This window comes from Mesorhizobium sp. NBSH29 (genome assembly GCF_015500055.1).
In the GTDB taxonomy this organism is placed as follows: Bacteria; Pseudomonadota; Alphaproteobacteria; order Rhizobiales; family Rhizobiaceae; genus Neomesorhizobium.
In genome coordinates this window covers 48,767-67,099 of the sequence record NZ_CP045494.1, presented here as the reverse complement: position 1 = coordinate 67,099, position 18,333 = coordinate 48,767, and the positions used below count along the sequence as shown (strand labels likewise).

19 protein-coding genes and 2 pseudogenes are annotated in these 18,333 nt (G+C 61.4%); 8 read left to right on the top strand and 13 right to left on the bottom strand.

The genetic code is table 11. From position 1 onward, the window contains the following. Positions 1–9: 9 nt before the first annotated feature. Both GA830_RS18855 and GA830_RS18850 read right to left on the bottom strand, forming a co-directional pair. Complete coding sequence (locus GA830_RS18855; RefSeq protein WP_195165174.1) at positions 10–1,035, bottom strand: alpha/beta hydrolase family protein; 1,026 nt, start codon at positions 1,033–1,035, stop codon at positions 10–12. Beyond that, the gene (locus tag GA830_RS18850; protein WP_195165173.1) at positions 1,025–2,662 is read right to left on the bottom strand and encodes an RcgA family putative transporter; all 1,638 of its coding nucleotides are present in this window, start codon (positions 2,660–2,662) and stop codon (positions 1,025–1,027) included. The genes GA830_RS18855 and GA830_RS18850 overlap by 11 nt, the downstream gene beginning before the upstream one ends. Positions 2,663–2,777: 115 nt before the next feature. On the opposite strand from GA830_RS18850, the pseudogene GA830_RS18845 reads away from it, so the two are divergent. The 3 genes and pseudogenes from GA830_RS18845 to traR all read left to right on the top strand — a co-directional run bounded on the left by GA830_RS18845 (position 2,778) and on the right by traR (position 4,539). Continuing rightward, positions 2,778–3,413: pseudogene (locus tag GA830_RS18845) on the top strand (transposase). Next, the gene (locus GA830_RS18840; protein WP_195165172.1) at positions 3,410–3,772 is read left to right on the top strand and encodes a hypothetical protein; all 363 of its coding nucleotides are present in this window, start codon (positions 3,410–3,412) and stop codon (positions 3,770–3,772) included. Before GA830_RS18845 ends, GA830_RS18840 begins: the two are co-directional and overlap by 4 nt. Positions 3,773–3,834: 62 nt before the next feature. Beyond that, positions 3,835–4,539: an autoinducer-binding transcriptional regulator TraR gene (gene traR, locus GA830_RS18835; protein ID WP_258045735.1), complete on the top strand. Its 705-nt coding sequence runs from the start codon at positions 3,835–3,837 to the stop codon at positions 4,537–4,539. Between the two features lie 14 nt (positions 4,540–4,553). Here traR and GA830_RS18830 read toward each other — a convergent pair whose 3' ends face one another. From GA830_RS18830 to traA, 5 genes are all read right to left on the bottom strand, one after another. Next, the gene (locus tag GA830_RS18830; protein ID WP_195165171.1) at positions 4,554–4,874 is read right to left on the bottom strand and encodes a transcriptional repressor TraM; all 321 of its coding nucleotides are present in this window, start codon (positions 4,872–4,874) and stop codon (positions 4,554–4,556) included. Positions 4,875–5,176: 302 nt separating this feature from the next. Beyond that, complete coding sequence (locus GA830_RS18825) at positions 5,177–5,791, bottom strand: TraH family protein (protein ID WP_195165170.1); 615 nt, start codon at positions 5,789–5,791, stop codon at positions 5,177–5,179. A gap of 14 nt (positions 5,792–5,805) precedes the next feature. Beyond that, complete coding sequence (locus GA830_RS18820) at positions 5,806–6,945, bottom strand: conjugal transfer protein TraB (RefSeq protein ID WP_258045734.1); 1,140 nt, start codon at positions 6,943–6,945, stop codon at positions 5,806–5,808. Positions 6,946–6,961: 16 nt separating this feature from the next. Beyond that, positions 6,962–7,492, bottom strand: coding sequence for a conjugative transfer signal peptidase TraF (traF, locus tag GA830_RS18815; RefSeq protein WP_195165168.1), 531 nt, complete (start codon positions 7,490–7,492; stop codon positions 6,962–6,964). Beyond that, entirely contained in the window at positions 7,489–10,791 is a 3,303-nt protein-coding gene (gene traA / locus GA830_RS18810; protein WP_195165167.1) for a Ti-type conjugative transfer relaxase TraA, read from the bottom strand. Before traA ends, traF begins: the two co-directional genes overlap by 4 nt. Before the next feature lie 251 nt (positions 10,792–11,042). Here traA and traC point away from each other — a divergent pair, with 251 nt between their 5' ends. Genes traC through GA830_RS18785 form a run of 5 tightly spaced genes read left to right on the top strand, consistent with a single transcriptional unit; the run spans position 11,043 to position 13,992 of the window. Next, positions 11,043–11,339, top strand: a complete 297-nt coding sequence (gene traC / locus GA830_RS18805) for a conjugal transfer protein TraC (protein ID WP_195165166.1) — start codon at positions 11,043–11,045, stop codon at positions 11,337–11,339. 4 nt (positions 11,340–11,343) lie between these two features. After that, positions 11,344–11,559, top strand: a complete 216-nt coding sequence (traD, locus tag GA830_RS18800; protein ID WP_195165165.1) for a type IV conjugative transfer system coupling protein TraD — start codon at positions 11,344–11,346, stop codon at positions 11,557–11,559. Beyond that, positions 11,546–13,471 carry a Ti-type conjugative transfer system protein TraG gene (gene traG / locus GA830_RS18795; protein ID WP_195165164.1) on the top strand — a complete coding sequence of 642 codons (1,926 nt, stop codon included), beginning with the start codon at positions 11,546–11,548 and terminating at the stop codon, positions 13,469–13,471. The genes traD and traG overlap by 14 nt, the downstream gene beginning before the upstream one ends. Continuing rightward, positions 13,468–13,698, top strand: a complete 231-nt coding sequence (locus GA830_RS18790) for a hypothetical protein (RefSeq protein WP_195165163.1) — start codon at positions 13,468–13,470, stop codon at positions 13,696–13,698. Before traG ends, GA830_RS18790 begins: the two co-directional genes overlap by 4 nt. Positions 13,699–13,740: 42 nt before the next feature. Beyond that, positions 13,741–13,992, top strand: a complete 252-nt coding sequence (locus tag GA830_RS18785; RefSeq protein ID WP_195165162.1) for a WGR domain-containing protein — start codon at positions 13,741–13,743, stop codon at positions 13,990–13,992. Between the two features lie 17 nt (positions 13,993–14,009). Here the strand turns inward: GA830_RS18785 and GA830_RS18780 are convergent, their stop codons facing one another. The 6 genes and pseudogenes from GA830_RS18780 to GA830_RS18755 form a co-directional block, all read right to left on the bottom strand. Then, positions 14,010–14,423, bottom strand: coding sequence for a hypothetical protein (locus GA830_RS18780; protein WP_195165161.1), 414 nt, complete (start codon positions 14,421–14,423; stop codon positions 14,010–14,012). After that, positions 14,420–14,689, bottom strand: coding sequence for a type II toxin-antitoxin system prevent-host-death family antitoxin (locus tag GA830_RS18775; protein WP_195165160.1), 270 nt, complete (start codon positions 14,687–14,689; stop codon positions 14,420–14,422). Before GA830_RS18775 ends, GA830_RS18780 begins: the two co-directional genes overlap by 4 nt. Positions 14,690–14,805: 116 nt before the next feature. After that, positions 14,806–15,084 (bottom strand): annotated as a pseudogene (locus tag GA830_RS18770) (DUF736 domain-containing protein); the annotation flags it as partial. Positions 15,085–15,221: 137 nt separating this feature from the next. After that, a complete protein-coding gene (locus GA830_RS18765; RefSeq protein WP_195165159.1) occupies positions 15,222–15,518 on the bottom strand; it encodes a DUF736 domain-containing protein in 297 nt (98 codons plus the stop codon). A gap of 481 nt (positions 15,519–15,999) precedes the next feature. Then, on the bottom strand, positions 16,000–16,482 hold the full coding sequence (locus GA830_RS18760; RefSeq protein ID WP_195165158.1) for a hypothetical protein: 483 nt from the start codon (positions 16,480–16,482) through the stop codon (positions 16,000–16,002). Beyond that, the gene (locus GA830_RS18755; RefSeq protein WP_258045732.1) at positions 16,451–18,280 is read right to left on the bottom strand and encodes an integrase; all 1,830 of its coding nucleotides are present in this window, start codon (positions 18,278–18,280) and stop codon (positions 16,451–16,453) included. The genes GA830_RS18760 and GA830_RS18755 overlap by 32 nt, the downstream gene beginning before the upstream one ends. Positions 18,281–18,333 lie beyond the last annotated feature (53 nt).

The window sequence follows — 18,333 nt, the reverse complement described above, 5'->3', positions numbered from 1 at the left end:
CCGCCAAACTCATGCTCGCCGGGCCGACTTGTCAGCACACGACAGAAACCGCTTCAAGCTCAAACCGGCCAACAAAATGTAAGGCGGCATGGCGAGCGAATAGTGACCACAGTTTAATTCCAAAATATTTGGCCTAGCTCCGGCGTCCTTCAGCCTCTGCATGAACCTGTCCGATAGCTCTGGCAACACCACTTTGTCTCTCTTAGCCAACACAACCTGAAGATCGAGATCAGGCCGTGCCAAACTATGTGCGTAATTCTCCAAGTTAAGTGGACCCCAGGCCCTTCTGAGATCAGACAGCTTAACCTCAGGCTCAAGGCTATCACGTATCAATCGTGTCGCGCGACCCGTCCAAACCATATCCGCGAGACTCCCCGCCGTCAGAAACAACGAGGCTTTTGACACAGCCGAGTCGTGCGCAGCGATCAACCCTGCGATCCAGGAACCTAAGCTCATACCGAGAACCGCAATCTCTCGATAGCCTTCGCTCTTCAACCATCGTATGAGTTTTCGCCCGTCCAATACTGCCTGCCTTACGGATTGGATCGTTCGACCGAGATTAGGGCTAAGCATATAATCGGCGTGCAGGGACCCGGGACGGCTGCGCTCGAAGTGATAAGGCATAGCAATCTCGACAACCGTGATGCCACGCAGCGAGAAAAAGTTGGCAATTTGACGATTCCGCGCGCTTGCATTCCAATGGTGAAAAATCACCATCGCCTGATCGAACGACCCGCTTTCTGTGATTTTCGCCGAGACGACATTGTTCTGTTCGATATCAGTAGAAATGTCCGATGGAAATTTGAGCCATCCATCTTCCCTTTCAAAACCCTGATCCCCCCCACTCGGCTCATCGAAAAAGGTTGGATCCCCCACGGCCTGGTCCGCAAGGGTACAGAATTCATCGATACTTGTTATCTTATTCGCACCTGGAAAGGCCCGGTCGGCGTCAAGGATAAAATCGGTTGTTTTTTTCGCCTCATCACCGCGTCGTGCCCGCCGCTCATCCCAACGATCAAGCCAACTATGATACACTCTGATCGTTTCCTAGTTCGCTCGCCCGCCCTCGGCCAAACCCTGGATCAATTAGGCCGTATATCGCGAGCAGCACTGCAATGCCCAGAAGGATCGAAAAGCCAGCAAATGCATCGATCAGTAAGTAGCAAGCGGCGAGTAACCCAACAACCGCCGCCATTCTCCATGAAGGTATACAAATCCGATGTTTGATACCTATATGAATGAAGCCGTACAGAAACACGAAACAAGTCGAAATAACAATAAGGAGGCTGCTGTAGTAGTTCGGCCTACGATAGCTGACCCCAGCACTCACATCATCGCTCCCATAGAAAGCTGAAGACATATCGTCCACCAACCAAGCCACAATGTTCTCTCCACTTGATGTCAGGTAAGCACTTTGGACCTTCATGACTATGGCGATCAAAACCCCCAAAATAGTACACCGAAAAACACCGTGCATCACCCTGTGGCTAGTTATATTGATTTCGTGCTGAGAGACTATTCCCGCCAATCTACCCGAAGATTCTCGAATTTTCCTACCCGAAGATTCTCGAATTTTCCGTAGATCATGGATAGTGGTATAGAGCAAAATTAACCCTACGAAAAACAGATAAAAGCAGATGCTCATGTATAGGTAAGCGAGGCCGGTAAATACCGCCGCTTCGGGCACTGATATGACCTCCGGGCGCACAATCGCTAACGAGCCCCAATCCGTCGCATAGTTTCCACCGCCTTTCATCAACGGGATCAAAAACATGCCTATCCATTGAAGAAGACCGGCGAACAGCAGACAAATTGAAAAAGCCGCCCAATATGAATAAGAAGTAGATTCGACGTCGCGTGCCCAGGCCTTATCGCTTTCCATTCGGTCACACAGTGCTACGAGATTTAAGCGCCCCTCATCTTTCCAAAAGGTCACTAGCTCGGTCACGAAGGCAAAAAACAGTGGCAAAAACACCATGAAGATGAATGTCCAATTTGCCGTCCACAGAAACCCAACCTGTTTGACGACGCCATCTTCCCGGCCATATGTAACGTCGTGAATCCCAGTGATATAGGACAAGAATCCAAGAGCGGTGATCCCCGCAAAAACCGACGCTGGTAAATTCAGGGGAGATCCGTGACTAAAGAACGCCTCCGATTTCCTCGCCAAACTAAAACGTCGACTCGGCACCTTGGCGTCAGCATCGCCTGCTAGCTCTGCCGGGGCGTCTGCCCCACCATCGAAGGTCGCAGTCAGTGCCGTATCTGAAATCTCCTGTGCAACGCTGCTTCCGGCTCTCTTCCATTCTCGCCTCTTGGCCGATAACCGCGATTTTGCCGCACTGAGCTCCATCTGCCATTCGCTGGTTGCCACCGGATCATCGCACCCAAAAATTCTCGCCAGCCAACGAATGTTGGCAGTGCTAATTCCCTTCTCGTTCTCTTGAAACCAAAGCTGCACCGTTCGCAGATCAACCCCAATCCGGTTGGAATCAATCTGTGAAATCGCCTCTGCAAGAAGCTCGGGCGTCCACGGGCCAGCAGGAAATCCATCCTTGCCAAATGGCCGACCCGCACCCGCTGCGGCTAATCGTTTGAATACTTCTTTGAAATCACTCCCGTCTCCCGGTGGAGGGAGAAATAACTTTCCATTATTAAACAATGGCTTACAGGCTCTGGTTTCGTTTCGTTTCGCTCGTCTTCGTATCCTATCGTGCCCTCGTCCTTGATCAACGTTTTTATCAACTCGATTTTACGCCGGCACCGGAGAGGATCGAATGAAGGGACAGGCGGGTTTGTGGGATGTCGAGGAACGCTATGCGCGGCTGAGCGCTGCCGGCGAGCCGCTGGAGAGGCTGAACACAGTTGTTGCGTGGGAGATGTTTCGCAAACCGCTGGCCCAGGCACTGAACCGCCCGGATCGGTCGCAGGGCGGGCGCCCACCTTACGATGCGGTGATGATGTTGAAGATCCTCGTGTTGCAGGCACTTTACGGGCTGTCGGATGAGCAGGCCGAGTTTCAGATCATGGACCGGCGCACCTTCGGCCGGTTCCTTGGTCTTCTGGATGACGGCGACAGGGTCGACGCGGGTTGCTGGCCAGCACCAACACCGGCTCCGAAGTGTGGGCCGACACGGCGTATCGGTCGAATAGACCAGGCTTCATCAGCCGCGTGCATCGCAAGAAGCCAAGAGGCAGGCCGATGCCGAAGAATATCGAGCACGGCAACCGGACACGCTCCAGAACCGGCGCCCGTGTCGAGCATCCCTTCGCCGAGCAGAAGGACCGCATGGGACTGTTCATCCGCACCCTCGGCCGGACGCGCCCGCGCCTAGATGAAAATCGGCATCGGCAATCTCGCCTACAATCTGAAACGATTTGTCTGGTGGCAGGGGCGGAGTGTGCCCGCATGAGGAATGAAGCCATGCTGAGCCTAGGAAAATCTTCAAATGACCTGTCCGGAGACAACAATTTCACTCGACAGAATCGCACTGCGATTAACGCTGAGACGCGGCACGGCACCCTGGCCGACATAACCGAACGACATGTCGCAGCTCAAAGAGCGGCCAAACCCGTGCGAGAGGCTGAAGGGGAGGGACTGCAGACCGATGGCACTCTGCTGATGCCCTTCGGCTGCGACGGACGCGATGAAGAGGAGCAAGAGCCTCGTTATCACGGCTACGAAACCCAATGCAGACGACCAGGCTGTGTTCACTGTGTCGCTCGAAGGGTTCGCCACGGCCATGAACAGAGCGCCGAACTGGCGAAGTAATCGTAAGGGCAAACAATCGGGCGGAACCGGGGCGGAGACAGTTACATAGGAGAGGCTATCCATTGAAAACGTTCTTCCAGAAGTTGACCGACATGTCTTCCGTGGCACGAACGGAACAAATGCTGAAGGAGGGGCTGGCCGAACTGGTGCAGGAGCTTGGTTTCGACTGCTACGCCTATGTCAACTTGCAGCCCATCAGAACATATGCCGTATCGAATTATCCGCCGGAATGGCAGGCGCGATACCTCGCCCAGAATTACATCAAGGTTGACCCCATCGTCTCGATGGCCCAAGCACGGATGCAGGCGTTCGCCTGGGCGGCCGAGCACCCTTGTCAGTCAACAGACAAGCTGGTTCGGCGCTTCTATCGGGAAGCCGAGGATTTCGGCATCCGGTCCGGTGTTACCATCCCCATCCGCACTGCATTCGGGCACATGTCGATGCTCACGCTCGCGTCGCACAAGCCGACCCTGTCGCTTGAGAAGGATATCGACCAGATCGCGGCTATCACCGCGGTTGCGCAGCTTCATGCGAAGCTCGAACAGCAGGATGTGGAACCGACGGCAAGCGTTCATATCTACCTGAAAGCCAAGCAGGCGCTCTGCCTGAAATGGTCGGCGGAGGGAAAGACGATGAAAGATATCGCCGCGCTCGAGAACATCTCATTTGCGACCGTGAACTTTCACCTGAACAACGCGCGCAAAGCGCTCGACGTCGGAACGCTTCCCCACGCGACCGCGCTGGCGACCAAACTCAAGCTGATCTGACGGGAACGGCAAGCTCAGTCCCCCGGCACCGAAGGAATATAGCCGAGAACGTCGAGCAGGGTTGACAGCACAGTTTGCTGGGCGTGCATGTCGATCATCGCCGTAACATAGGCGATGCGGGAAGGTTCTGTGCCTGTGGCGGCGGCATGCGCCTCGATCGCATGCCATTCGTCCTGGCGTACTTCTGCAAGGTCACGAAGCCGGCGATGCGCCTTGATCGCCTGGACTACGATCTGCTCGAGTTCGTCCTTTGGGAGATTCTCAGTCAGGCCGACGACGGGCCTCAAGACAAGTTTTTGCTCTGGCTGCACAGAGCCATTTTTATCATCTGACATCGTAATCTCTACAAGAAGGCGTCTGCGGTGCGCCCCCGCCGACAGACATCCTTTGAACCCAAGCCGGAGGTTAGAAAACCGTGTCTACACGGTCCCTGTGACCTTTAATACCGAGGTACCTGGACATACGTCACAGGCCCCCGGCCGTAAGGTCAGAGGATCTGGTGCCGTAACGGCCGGCACCAACCGGTAGACAAGGGGTTTCTAAGCCCCAGGGCAGCGCGTACTACCCCGGCGATTCTTATAACGAAAAGCCGTCTGGGTTTCCACCCATTCCGGCGAACGTCAGCTTGGGAGAGAGTTTAGGGGAAACGCGCACCAATCCTCGAAAGGTCGATGCGGATTCCCGCCTTGTCAGGGTCGCCGGGTTCCGTATCGTGCTGTGAATATTCCCCGCCTGGTGTCGCCTCCGCCGAGCGATCCTCTTCCGATGGTCCGGACAGTGCCTGCTTCGGCTCGGCGAGCCTCATCTCGCCAGGATCGGGCTCTTCAAACACCGCCCTGCCTTCGAAATAGCCGCTTTTCCAGGCAAGGATCGCGTCTTCGAATGCTTCATCTACAGCGTTGCCGTACCATTTCGTGACGGCGCGATAGACCTTGCCGAACAGGGCCGTGCCCACGCGAATGTTGGCGCAGGCGTCGACCAGGTCGGTCTTGAGCTCCGATGCGTCGGCGACGCCGAGCCCGGCCGGATACTGCGTGACACCAACCCGAACGACGGCCTTGCCGATATGCTGGCGGACAAGCGCCATTGCCTCTTCCGGCGTTCGCGGCTTCGGTACGAGCACCACACGGTCGCCGGCGCGGACGGTCACTGCGAGCGGATCGCTGGAACCGGCTTCAGCGATGAACTTCTCGACGATCGCGGGCTTCAGGCCGGGGTCGGCGCATTGCTGGATGAGGGCGGCATCGATCATGGGCAGCTCCCTGTTCAGAGGTTGAAGGCGGACACGAGCGGAACGCCGAACAGCCGGGCCCAGGCCGCGGCACTCGCTTTCTGGATGGCGACGATCGACGTGCCGGCTGTCCACCAGCCATTGCCCGTGGCGATGACGATCTCAGGCGAATGCAGCATTGACTGCAGGATGGGCCAGACGATGAGCTGCTCGTAGCAGATCAGCAGCGCGACCCGCCGCCCGTCGAGCATGGCGGCCGGGTTAGCGAAGAAGTGCGTCTCGGCTCCACCGCCCTGCCCGGTCCATGCGAGCCAAGGCTGCCACATCGAGACAGGGACCGGCATGCGCTCACGATAGAGGACCTGAGCACGCCCGGCCGAGATCGCGACCATGACATTGTCGTAGCCTTGCGCGTCGACGATGGCTGCCCCGGCGACCACGGTGACGTCGACTCCATGCAGTTCGCCGCGCCAGAGCCGCTCGACGGTCGGCGTCCAGAAACCGAGAGCACTTTCGGGAAGGATCACGACATCGGCGCGCTCGCTTGCCGCAGCCTTCACCATGGCGATCAGGTCACGGTGTTGCTCAAGCCCGACGTCCCGGCCGAGGCTTCGGCCCAGTTCGAGGTCGACGCCCTTCCAGCCTTCCGGTAGGGCTGGGTCCGTCCACGATGCGGCAGACCAGATCCAGATCCCTCCCAGGGCGATGGCAGTGGCCGGCCATGCTCTCGTCGTCATGGCGAGCAGGCCGGTTGCCGCTGCCGCCAGGCCGAACCATCCCCATCCGGGCAGCAGGACGCCGGCGGCCGTCAGCGGATGCGCCCAGCCGACGATCCCGAACGGCGGCACCGCCATCAGAAGCGCGGCCAGCCCAAACCGCGCGGCCCTCTTCCCTCCTGAGCGGCTCGTCCATAGAGCCGCGTGAACGGCGACGAAGGCGAGCGAGGCGGCGATCCAGAGCAGCAGGCCGGGCCAGAGATCGGTCGTGTAGAAATTGGCGACGCCCTGCGGCAGGCCACGCGAGGCGGCGAGGAAATAACCGGCCGAGACCAGAGCCGCGATCGCGCGGGACGGCGACCAGGCCCATAGGGCCGGGAAGGCGAAGGCGAAGGGCAGGGTCAGCGGATTGCCGCTCCAGGCGACACCGCCAGTGAGCGCGCCGGCCACGATCAGCATGACGCTCCGCGCAATGTCACGGATCGAAGGTGAGGACCGGATGGGCGCGGCCGAGAAGGCCAGCGCTGGGGATCGGCCCGAAGTATCGTGAGTCATAGGAGCCCGCATAATCGGAGTAAAGAAAGAGGTGCGCCGGCGGCACGATGCCCCCGGCAAATGGAGCCAGCTCCCTGCCCTGGGCGTCGGCGGCATGCAGCTGCGAATGCGCGAGCGGGCGGCCGTCGATCGAGACGCTTGCGCCGACCTCGACGTGCTGTCCCTCGATCGCCGCGACAGTCTTGATGAGCGGGCTGAACGAGCCAGGGCAGAGGCCGCGATGGAGATATCCACGTTCTCGGCCGAGCCGGAACGCCGGCGTGTCCGGCGGGCACACGAAGACAAGATCACCGGCTGCGGCCGGTCGATCCATCGCGCCGATGCGCCAGAGGCCGAGCGAGTAACTGGGCGTCAAATTGAGCCGGAGGCCGACAAGCCAGCTTATGCCGGCCAGTGCTGCGAGGCCCGCGCCCGCAATAGCAATCACCGCGATGGTCCGGCGGCGTCTCATTGCTTCAGCACCGGGATCTGTCGCTGTGACAGGCGAAGATTCTCGGTCTGCTTCAGTGTCTCCGCCGTGCGCTCATGCGCGGCGATCCGCTGCGCCGCGCGCATGACCGGCCAGGCCTCGGCGAGCTTCTGGCGCTGGCCCGGCGCCAAGCCTTCAGCCGCCCTGTCGAAGAGCTTGCCGGACGGCTCGCGCGCAGCGTTGGTAATCAGTGTCCGCTCGCCGAACCGCTCCGTGATCGCCTTGTTGAAGCCGTCGATTTCGGCCTTGGCCATCCTGTCGGCAAGGGCGTAGCCGAGCGCTGCCGGTAGGTCGTTGCGGTCGATCGCATCGCGCACGCGCTCGAGCACCAGGTGAGCGGCTGGAGAGAGCGCCGGGATGTCGATCGAGACGCGGCGGCGGAGCGTCTGCTCATCGACCTCGATCTTCTGAACCGCCCCTTCGCGAAGCCGCAGATAGCGCTCGATATCGCGCTTCAGCGCCGGCGCGTTGACCTCAGCAATGCGCCGGTCCTCGCGGTCGGACTTGCCGGCGAGCAACCCAACCCTGCCCTTGAGCGGACCGATCGTCGCCGGCTCGTTGACCAGGCGCTCAAGCGTTGTCCTGGCCGTCGACGGATCGGCGAGAACCGCATCGAACTTCATCGCGCGGAAGGCCGTCTCGGGATTGGCAAAGACGAAGCGGAAGCGGGTCGAAACCTCCTCCCACTGCTTCTTCACGGCCGGATCGGCAAGCAGCTTTTCCTCGACCGTATCCTGGGCCGATTTCGGGAACAGGGTGACGCCCTTCACCATCGGCGCCGCCTCCTTCAGCGTTTGGGTTTGACGTGTGTCGACAAGGCCGATGCGTTCGCTCAAGGTCCGCAGGCGCAGGGCCAGATCGGCGAGGCGCTGCTTCTGCCGGAGCGTCCAGTCTACGCGGTCGCGCACAAGCGTGCGGGCGACGCGGGCAATGTGCAGGCCGCGGTTCTCGGCGAAGCGCAGCCCCTGGCGGTAGAGTGTGCCGCGCTCGTAGTCGAGCGTGGTTTCCTTGGCATTGCGCTTCGACAGGATCTTGATGAGGCCGCCATTGAACCCGAAGGAGCGGCGGCCGTAATAGAGCGCCATATCCTCGCGGTGACGGGTCATGGCGACATAGGTCAGGTGTCGATCCAGCGACAGGGAAGCGAGCACCTTCACCCGGTCGACGGTTGAACCCTGGCTTTTGTGGATCGTCGTCGCATAGCCGTGATCCACGTTGCGGTAGAAACGCTGATCGACCGAAACGCGATGGCGCTGATCACCCTCTCCGACCTCGGCGACGATCCGGTTCGCAGCGGCTTCGACCACTCGGCCGATCATGCCATTCTTCACGCCGAGCGCGCTGTCGTTCTTCAGGAAGACGATCTGATCGCCGGCGTCGAAGCGACGCATGCCGTCCTCCGTGCGGAAGGCATGGCCCTCTCCGACAATTCCGCGTTCGACCAGTTTCTCGCGGGCCATGACGTTCAGCATGCGCACGTCGCGGCGCAGATGGGCGAGGATCAGTGTGGTCTTCGCCGCATCGTAGTCGCGGTTCCAATCGTCGATCAGATTGACGACGGCCTCAGCCTTCAATTCCGATCCGAGCACCTTGCCCTGCTTGCGATAGGCTGAGACGGCCTGGTCGACCCGGCCGCGCGCCAGATCGAGCGACGCAACCCGCATCCACTCTTCGCGCTGGCGGTAGATCGTTTCGAGCTCGGCATAGCCGGTGCGCTCGACGATCGCCCGGAACGCAGCACCTGCCGCGATCGGCTGGAGCTGTTCGGGATCGCCTACCAGGACAAGCTTGGCGCCGGTTCGCAACGCTGCCTCGACGAACAGCGCCATCTGCTTCGACGCAACCATGCCGGCCTCGTCGAGGACGAACACGGTCTTCGCATCGAGTGCGTCCCTACCCTGTTTCCAGCGCAGCTCCCATGACGCCAGCGTGCGGCTGGCTATGCCCGCTTCCTTTTCCAGTCCCTCGGCCGCCTTGCCCGCGAGCGCGCCGCCGACCACGCGATAGCCAGCCATTTCCCACGCCTCGCGCGCGGCCTTCATCATTGTGGTCTTGCCGGCGCCAGCGCGGCCGACGACAGCCGCGATCCGCGCTTCGTCCACTACATGCTCGATGGCGACGCGCTGCTCCCGCGACAGCTGCGCATGGCGCTCGAAGGTCGCCTGCAGCACCGTCTCCCGGACGCCATGGCTCGTGCGCTGTGAAAGCCAGATCGTCTGCTTGGCCATCTCCGCCTCGACGCGGATCAGCTCGCGCGTCGTATAGCGGGCGCGCACCCGTTCCCCGGTTCCGAAATCGACGCTTTCGCGTTCGATGCGCAGCAGGTCCGGGCTCTGCAGGATGCGCGCCATCAGCTGCTGGAAGGTTCCGGCATCGTCGACATAACGGTGCAGGACCTTGGCGATGTCTCGCTCGTCGAAGACGCTCTTCTCCGAGGAGATCTTGTCCAGCACGATCTCGGGCCGTCGCAGGATCCTGCGGGCGTTTTCTTCGCGCTGCGCCTCGAACAGCTCGATCCGGTCGAGCGCCGGCGTCCATCCCTGCCGCTCGCCCTTGCGTTGGATCGCCTTGGCGCCGACGCCGATATGGACCGTTGCGACAAGATCGATGCCGCGCTCCGCATAGGAGCGGCCGTCGACGCGGATCTCGAAACCACCGAACGCCAGATGCTGGTTCTGCAAATCGAGCCAGCCATTGCGTTGTTCGAGAAACTCCTTCTTCTCGCCGGCCCAGAGGCGATACTGGATCTTGCCGGTTTTCGTGCGGACTGCCTGGCCGTCTTCGCCAAGCACGGCAATCTTCTTTGCGCCGAAGCCCTTCTCGATAAGCGGCCGCAGCGTCGTCATCAGATGGACATGCGGATTGCCCGGTTCGTCGTGGTAGACCCAGTCGGCAACCTGCCCGCGCGCCAGGACCTGCTCGAACACGAACTGACGCATCAATGCGACATTCTGCTCCTTCGTGAGCTCGACCGGCAGCGCGATGATGAACTCCTTGGCGAACTGCGCATCCTCACGCTTTTCGAATGCTTCGATCCGGTTCCAGAACGCTTCGGCCGCACCGGACACCGAGCGGTCGGCGATCAGCGCCGTCGCCCATTTCGGGGAATCCGGCGGCAGCAGGAATTCCTCATGCGCGAGGTTGCGCTTGTTCGAATAATCGACGGTGCGGGCCTCCATCTCGTAGGTCATCTTCGCGCAATGGCGATACGCGGCCGACAACACGGCGCTGCGGCCATTGCCGCGTCCGATGAGCTGGGGCGTGAAATGCGTGATGGCCACGGCGACAAGGGCTCCCGACGGGAAACGAACATCGTGTTCGTCGGGACTGGACCCGCCCCCGCGGGGTCGGAAGCAGAACGTCGCCTCAGCGACGTATTACTGCGCCCTTGGAACCATTCCTTCGGAACGGCGGGATCATCTCAGGCGGCGTCGGCTCCGCCGACTAGCTTTTTTACTAGTCGCCCATGGCGCGCATCCGGGAAATTCTGGCCAAAGCCCAGCAACACCGGACGCGAAAAGGCCCAAGCAGAATGAAAAAGCCATCGTCAAAGATCAAGGCGGAAATCGCCAAGCTAACGGAACAGCTACAACAAGCCGAGACGCGAGAGGCCGAGCGGATCGGCCGCATCGCGCTGAAGGCCGGCCTCGGAGAAATCGAGATCGAGGAGACGGCGCTGAGAGCAGCGTTCGAGGAAATGGCCGGGCGGTTTCGCGATGGCGACGACAAGACATCCGGAAGGAAAGGGAATGTCGGCCGGAAAGGCGAGGCCGCCGGGACCACGCCGATCGGGGCTGGCGCGGCTGCGAGCGGCAATAGCGAGGCTTGAACGGATGCGCCGGTCTTCATCCTCCGAGGCCCGAAAGAAGGACACGCGCGAGAAGATTGAACTCGGCGGCCTGATCGTGAAAGCGGGTCTTCGCTACGAAAAACGCGCGTTGCTGCTCGGCCTGCTGATCGAAGCCGGTTCTCGCATTCGGAATGACGAAAGCGAACGCTCGCGGCTGACGGCGATCGGGGCGGAAGCCTTCGGCCATGACGGCGAATAGGATCCTGCTCGCCGGTGCCGCCGTCACGCTGATGCTCGCCGCTTGCATCGGGATCTCAGGTATCGAAACGTGGCTTGTTACGTTCGGAACTTCGGATACGGCGCGCCTCATGCTCAGGCGGATCGGTATCGTCCTGCCCTATGCGATCGCCGCAGGTACCGGGATCGTGTTCCTGTTCGCGGCAAAGGGTGCATTGGCAATTCGTAGCGCAGGCGCAGGCGTGCTGATCGGCGCCATGGCGGTGACCCTGATCGCGGGCACCCGGGAGGCCAGGCGGCTTGCCGCATTCTATGACGCTCTACCTGTCGGCGATACTATTCTTGAATATGCCGATCCGGCGATCGGAATGGGGGCGATTCTAGCCTGCATCGTTGGGGCTTTCGCCGGGCGCGTCGCGATACGTGGCAATGCCGCCTTCGCCGCATCGACGCCGCGCCGCGTTCGCGGCAAGCGGGCCATCCATGGCGAAGCCAACTGGATGACCATGAACGACGCGAAGCGTCTCTTTCCCAAAACCGGTGGCATCCTTGTCGGTGAAGCCTATCGCGTCGACAAGGGTGCTGTCGCCGATCGCGGGTTCCGCGCCGACAACCGGGAGACATGGGGTAGGGGCGGCAAGTCACCTCTGCTCTGTTTCGACGCATCGTTCGGCTCGACCCATGGTCTCGTCTTCGCCGGCTCCGGTGGCTTCAAGACGACATCGGTAACCGTGCCGACGGCGCTTAAATGGGGCGGTGGTCTCGTTGCCCTCGACCCCTCCAACGAGGTTGCGCCCATGGTGATCGAGCACCGGCGCAAGGCCGGCCGCGACGTCTTCGTGCTCGATCCGAAAAATCCTGCCACCGGCTTCAACGTGCTGGACTGGATCGGCCGCTTCGGTGGCACCAGGGAAGAGGATGTCGTGGCGGTCGCAAGTTGGGTGGTGACCGACACCGGGCGCTCGACCTCGGTTCGCGACGACTTCTTTCGCGCAACCGCCCTGCAGCTCATCACCGCATTGATCGCCGATGTCTGTCTTTCCGGGCATACGGAAAAAGAGAACCAGCACTTGCGGCAGATGCGGGCGAACCTCTCCGAGCCCGAGCCCAAACTGCGCGAGCGGTTGCAGAAGATCTACGACAATTCCGAATCCGAATTCGTGAAGGAAAATGTCGCGCCGTTTATCGCCATGACGCCGGAAACATTTTCCGGCGTCTATGCCAATGCCGTCAAAGAAACCCATTGGCTGAGCTATCCGAACTACGCCGCGCTCGTATCCGGCTCGAGCTTCGCCACCGACGATATCGCGGATGGAAAGACCGACATCTTCGTCAATCTCGACCTCAAGACGCTGGAGACGCATCCGGGTCTGGCTCGCACGATCATCGGCGCGCTGCTCAACGCCATCTATAACCGGAACGGAGAGGTGACGGGGCGCACGCTGTTCCTGCTCGATGAGGTGGCGCGACTCGGCTATCTGCGCATTCTCGAAACCGCCCGGGACGCCGGCCGCAAGTATGGCATCAGCCTCGTGCTGCTGTTCCAGTCGATCGGCCAGATGCGCGAAACCTATGGCGGGCGCGACGCCAGCTCGAAATGGTTCGAGAGCGCATCGTGGATTTCCTTCGCCGCGATCAACGATCCGGAGACCGCGGAATACATCTCGCGGCGCTGCGGCAACACCACGGTCGAGGTCGATCAGCTCAGCCGGTCCTCACAGATGTCGGGATCGTCGCGAACACGATCCAGGCAATTGGCATCTCGCCCGCTGATCCTGCCCGATGAAGTCCTGCGCATGCGCGGCGACGAGCAGATCGTCTTCACCGCCGGCAATGCGCCGTTGCGCTGCGGCCGCGCGATCTGGTTCCGACGCGACGACATGAAATCGGTCACCGGCGAGAACAGATTCCACCGGAAGGAGGAGGAGGCATGACGCCGAGAATGCTTGCGCTGTCCCTCGGCATGCTCTGTCCGGTCGGAGTGGCCCGCTTCGGCGAGATGCTGGTGCGCAAAAGCGCCTGGCGCGGCGGCCGTGCCATGCCTCGCGTATCATACGATCGTCACTTCGGCCTTTGGCGGACCGGGAAACATGACGGCACCCACCCCGGCAAGTCATCGATCACCACGGAAATGAATCAGAGCGCTTGGATCGATTCATGAAATGCGTTGGACGGCGCTTCCGCAGGAAGCGAGACTCCAGCCATGAACCAGAAGGCAGATGACGTTCCATCCGTACACCTCCGCCGTATCGACCCTGACCGGAACATGGCGCGGTTCTACGTTCTTTCGATCCAGCCAACCCTGTTCGGTGGGGCATCTCTGATCCGCAACTGGGGCCGGATCGGATCCAATGGCCAGGCGATGATGGAAACGTTTGATGAAAGCGACAATGCTGGCCGGGCCCTTGCCCGGCTCGAGCGCGTCAAGCGAAAGCGCGGCTATCAAGCGCTGTAGCGGCGATCCAGGATAGGCTAGCGGTTGCGGCTGATACCACGCAGCGATTGCCGACGTGCGATGAACTCCCGCACAAGCGGCAAGAAGAATGCCTTGCTGAAACGCCCCATGGGCGGCTCAGGCTCCAGGTAGAACGACTGGCCAATAATGTCGGTATTGTACTCGTCGAGTATCAGCCAAAGGCGCAGATCCGCATCGAGCCCGGTCCGGCGCTTTTCCGTTGCGGGTATCTCCGCCGCAAAGCGCCCGGATTCTGGTTGTTTCGTGGTAAGGGGAAACAGAAGCAGGAAATCGCCATCTGCCCGCTTCAGCCTGACCCCAACCGCAACAGGTCTGTTCTTGCGGCCTTCGGTTTCGCCTTGTCCAGCTTCTCGCACCCACAGATAGGGATAGCGGACAACGCTCGCGGTCTGGATATCGTCGAAACTCACGAACGACCGCTTTCGGTATCATCGGCATAGGCTTCGATGGCCTCCGACATTTCATCCAGCAACGCTTCAGGCATGGTTTCGAGAGTGCCCACCATCCTGGTGTCGGCCTGTCGACGCATGCGCTCGTAATCCTCGATGTTGAGGATCACCAGTCGCGGCTTGCTGCGCTGGGTGATCGTGACCGGACGGCGCAGCGCTTCCGCGATAATGTCGCCCGACTTGCGAGAGAAGTCGCTGGTCGAGAATGTGCTGTTCGTGCCGGACATCGGTGACTCCACCTTGTTGTGATAGTCGCTATATACAGCATTGACGTATTTGCTGCAATCCCGAGACTTTTCGAGGAGAAGGCCCCGCCTTACGGCGGAGCCCTCTGGCGAGGACCTCAATCCCGGTTCGGCCGGGACCAGATTAGCTGCAGGCCTTCCTCGCCTTCCACCTCGATCAGGGTGGCGTAGATCGGAGCCGGGAAGCTCGGGTCATCCAGCTTGACCGAGAGGTAGTCGCGGCCTTCCGCGGAGACTTTTTGCCACGCCGCACCGAGTTCCACATTTGCAGCTGCGAAGATGCGGAAGTGCGGTCCTTTGTCGGAGGGGTTCTCGACGCGGACCAGCTTGGCCTTGACGTTGAGGTTGAGGGTTTTGATAACGCCGGAAAAGCCGTTTTAGGTCAGCCGTCAACTGTCTTTTCGCGTCGAAGCTGTTGATCCGGCTTCTGGATTCTCTGAAGGACACTTTCGGGTGTCCTTTTGCCGGATCGCGGCGCTCCGGGATGGAGCACCGCGTCCGGTGGCTGGTCGCCTCAGCGCGACCAGATGAGGGCGTAAGCGTCCTCGTTCTCGACGAGACTGGCGTAGATCGGAGCGGGGAAGCTCGGATCGTCGAGCTTGATCGAGTGATATTCCCGGCCAGTTTCCTTGGCGGTCTTCTTCCAGCCGGCGCCGATCTCGATGGTGCCCGCGAGGGCGCGAAGGTCGGGCGACTTGTCGCTTTCCTTCTCGGACACGACCAGGCGAGCCTTGATGTTGAGGTTGAGTGTCTTGATAACTCCGGCGAAAGAGCCGTCTTCGTTGCGGTTGAAAGTGCCGATCTGAGCCATTTTGTCTTCTCCATCTGCTGTATCAGGTCGCGACCATCGCGGCCTTGATGGCGATCGGAGAACACCGGGCGACCGGCCCGCACCCGAAGGGCCGCAATGCAATGGAGGGCGGCGCGGGGCCGAGCTTCTTGCATCGCGAGGAAGCCGCGCGCAGGCGACAGCCGAGCACGGCGGGGAAGAAGGTCGGCGCTGCGCTGTTGCGGGATCGAGGTCGGGCTGCGCAGCAGACGAACCCGGTGTGAGATACGCCAGAAAGAAAGGCCGCAGTGGACGCACCTCAGTCAGCGGTCGAGGGAGAAGCCTGAGGCTCATGACGCCGAAAACGGGGAGATGACGGCATGACAGGGTCGGTCAAAACCAGCGTCGTTCCGGGGCCGTGCTCTGCAACGAGAAGGAAGACAGTCCCCGCCGCAATGTCCCACGACACCAGCCTGTCGGCGCGTGGCGGAAAGCGCATGGAATGACCGGGAGTATCATAGGGTCAGCTGTGTACCGAACCCTCCTTCGTCGATTGCAGTATCGTTGGGCGTTGCAGGCTGCCGAGCTCCTTCGTCAACTGTGCGCTGCGGCGTTCCGCCCTGTAGGCGCGCCGCTCCGCTTCGATCGCGCGCCGCAGAAGCCCGGCATTCTCGGTCGCAAGTTGGCGGTTCTGCTGCTGCATGTCGTCAATCAGATCACGCTGCTTGGTGATCCTGTCTTCGGCGGTGAGGCCGCTGGCGGGGGCACGCTGATGCTCGCGGGCCCGGGCGAGATCATCGAGAATATCGCGGTGGTTGGCGTAGATGGCGTTGCGGCCGACGCCGGCTTCGCGCGCCAGGGCGGCGACGGTGAGGCGAGCAGTCGCGGAGGCGGAGGCGGAGTGTGATCCGCTGTCCCTGGTCAGGCGGTCGAGCGCGGCTCGCAACCTCTCCGCCGTGGCCCGCAGGCGTGTGTCATGCGGGTTTGCGACGGGTTGCTTGGCCAAGCGATTGCTCCGTTGTGGAAAGATCGGACAGGATGCGCTCGCATTCGGCGATGCGCGTGATGGCGAGAGCACTGCTGGCATCATCGAGACGCTGATCGGCGATGAGCGCGAGATTGCGGTCGAGGCGCGCCTGCCAGACGGGCCGATGGCGCTCGGTGACGGCGAAGTTGGCGCAGTTCATGCAGACGCTCTCAGTTCGCCACACGGGATTTGGGCCGCGCTCGTCGCCCATGCAGGCGGCGGATTCGGCACGGTAGACGCAGTAGCCCCAATCGCAGACGCCGAGCCGCATGCCGCTGTCCTTGATGAGGAAATCGACATAGGCGGCAAGTTCGCCGTCGCGGGTGCGGCCCCGGAAGCGCGATCGCGATGACAGCAAACGTCCGGCCTTGCCGCCGAGGCGCGAGGTGGTGAGCAGTTCCTCGAGAGCGGATCGTGTCTCTTCGAGGGTTTGGGCATCCACGAGCTCGCCGAGATCGAAATCCGTCCCGACATAGGCGCTGTCGGTCATGATGCGCGTCACATGCCCGAAATGGTGCTGCAGGGCGTGCAGGCCGGTGCGGTCGCGCTTGCCGACGAAGCGGGCAAAGGTCTTGCGGCCCTGATGGGTGGTCAGATGCCAGGCGCTGCCGTCGGCATGATCGGGAAGCGCGACGAACGGTGCGAAATAGCTGTTGAGGCGCGACACGAGCGTGCTGCTGGTCACGACGTCGAGGGGGCGCGTGTCGAGGATGCCGTGACCCTGCATGGCCAGCCAGAGTTCGGTGCGGCCGATCTGCTGGCGCAAGGGAGCGGAAAGACGCTCCAGCACATCGATAGCCCGAAGTACGGCCTGCGGGGCGGCCCACAGATGCGGCTGGCCCGCATCGTCGGCGGCGGTCTTGAAAATGCGTCCACGAAGATAGGAAAGAACTTCCGTTCCGTCGGCCGAGCGATTCTGCTCGATGCAACCGGTTTCCAGGGCGAGGATCTCGGAAACCCTTGCGCCGACGAGATAGGAAATGACGACAAAGCAGGCCTCGTAGATCCGGTCGACAAGAAAGCGAACCTGCTTGGTGCCGATGACCGGCGGATGCCACGGAGCATCCTCGCCATCGATATGTGAAAACTCGAAAGCGGCGACCAGCTTCAATACGGGCTGTCGGGTCGATGAGGTGGAAAACCCTGCGGCCCGACGCTCCAGATAGAGGCTCGAGGCCTGGTCGCGAAGCGCGATCACGTCGTCGGCCGGCTGGCCGATCAAACGGATGGCGCTCGACAAAAGGGGAACCGCGATGGCGTCTGGTGTGAAGGGCAATCGTTGGTTCGAAAACCTGTTGAATCCGGAAAACGCGCTGGCGCGCTCGCCGTCGTAGGGATGTTCCGGCGGCGGATCGCCGAGCTTACCGCGTTGCAGCCAGAGCGCAGCAATGAGGTTCGCGTAGGCATGGCGTGTGCTTGCGGTGACACGATTGCCCTTGACGGTGACCCGGGCGGCAATGAAGCCGAGGAAACGCCGGGCGTTCTCCTGATCGAGGCCGCCGAAACCGCGCATGCCCTCACCGGCCATCCAGCAGATCAGGATGCGCAGCTTCTGCCCGGCCGATACGAGGGTCTGGACGCGAAGCCGGCGGCGGCCTCGTGGTGGATCGGCGCGAAGCGACCATAGGAAGGTGCGTGCATCTTCCAGCCACCGATGCCAGCTCGGCGCGGTGAAGCGGCTGCCGTCAGGCAACGGGAAATCCCAGTCGAAGCGCAGTTGGGAGAGGCGCTGGCCGGGGCGAAGCCCCTCGAACTGCCATTGCGGGTCTGACCACAATGACCGATCTGAAACCCTTTGCGGGTGATGAGGTCTCCGACTGGACGCCGGCG

What these genes read in the sequence shown, in the direction of transcription:
- GA830_RS18765 (WP_195165159.1), bottom strand. Translation starts at nt 15,518, where the DNA reads ATGGCTCAGATCGGCACTTTCAACCGCAACGAAGACGGCTCTTTCGCC.
- traG (WP_195165164.1), top strand. Translation starts at nt 11,546, where the DNA reads ATGACGGCGAATAGGATCCTGCTCGCCGGTGCCGCCGTCACGCTGATG.
- GA830_RS18840 (WP_195165172.1), top strand. Translation starts at nt 3,410, where the DNA reads ATGAGGAATGAAGCCATGCTGAGCCTAGGAAAATCTTCAAATGACCTG.
- traF (WP_195165168.1), bottom strand. Translation starts at nt 7,492, where the DNA reads ATGAGACGCCGCCGGACCATCGCGGTGATTGCTATTGCGGGCGCGGGC.
- GA830_RS18830 (WP_195165171.1), bottom strand. Translation starts at nt 4,874, where the DNA reads ATGTCAGATGATAAAAATGGCTCTGTGCAGCCAGAGCAAAAACTTGTC.
- traD (WP_195165165.1), top strand. Translation starts at nt 11,344, where the DNA reads ATGCGCCGGTCTTCATCCTCCGAGGCCCGAAAGAAGGACACGCGCGAG.
- GA830_RS18820 (WP_258045734.1), bottom strand. Translation starts at nt 6,945, where the DNA reads ATGCTGATCGTGGCCGGCGCGCTCACTGGCGGTGTCGCCTGGAGCGGC.
- GA830_RS18790 (WP_195165163.1), top strand. Translation starts at nt 13,468, where the DNA reads ATGACGCCGAGAATGCTTGCGCTGTCCCTCGGCATGCTCTGTCCGGTC.
- GA830_RS18775 (WP_195165160.1), bottom strand. Translation starts at nt 14,689, where the DNA reads ATGTCCGGCACGAACAGCACATTCTCGACCAGCGACTTCTCTCGCAAG.
- traC (WP_195165166.1), top strand. Translation starts at nt 11,043, where the DNA reads ATGAAAAAGCCATCGTCAAAGATCAAGGCGGAAATCGCCAAGCTAACG.
- GA830_RS18825 (WP_195165170.1), bottom strand. Translation starts at nt 5,791, where the DNA reads ATGATCGATGCCGCCCTCATCCAGCAATGCGCCGACCCCGGCCTGAAG.
- GA830_RS18785 (WP_195165162.1), top strand. Translation starts at nt 13,741, where the DNA reads ATGAACCAGAAGGCAGATGACGTTCCATCCGTACACCTCCGCCGTATC.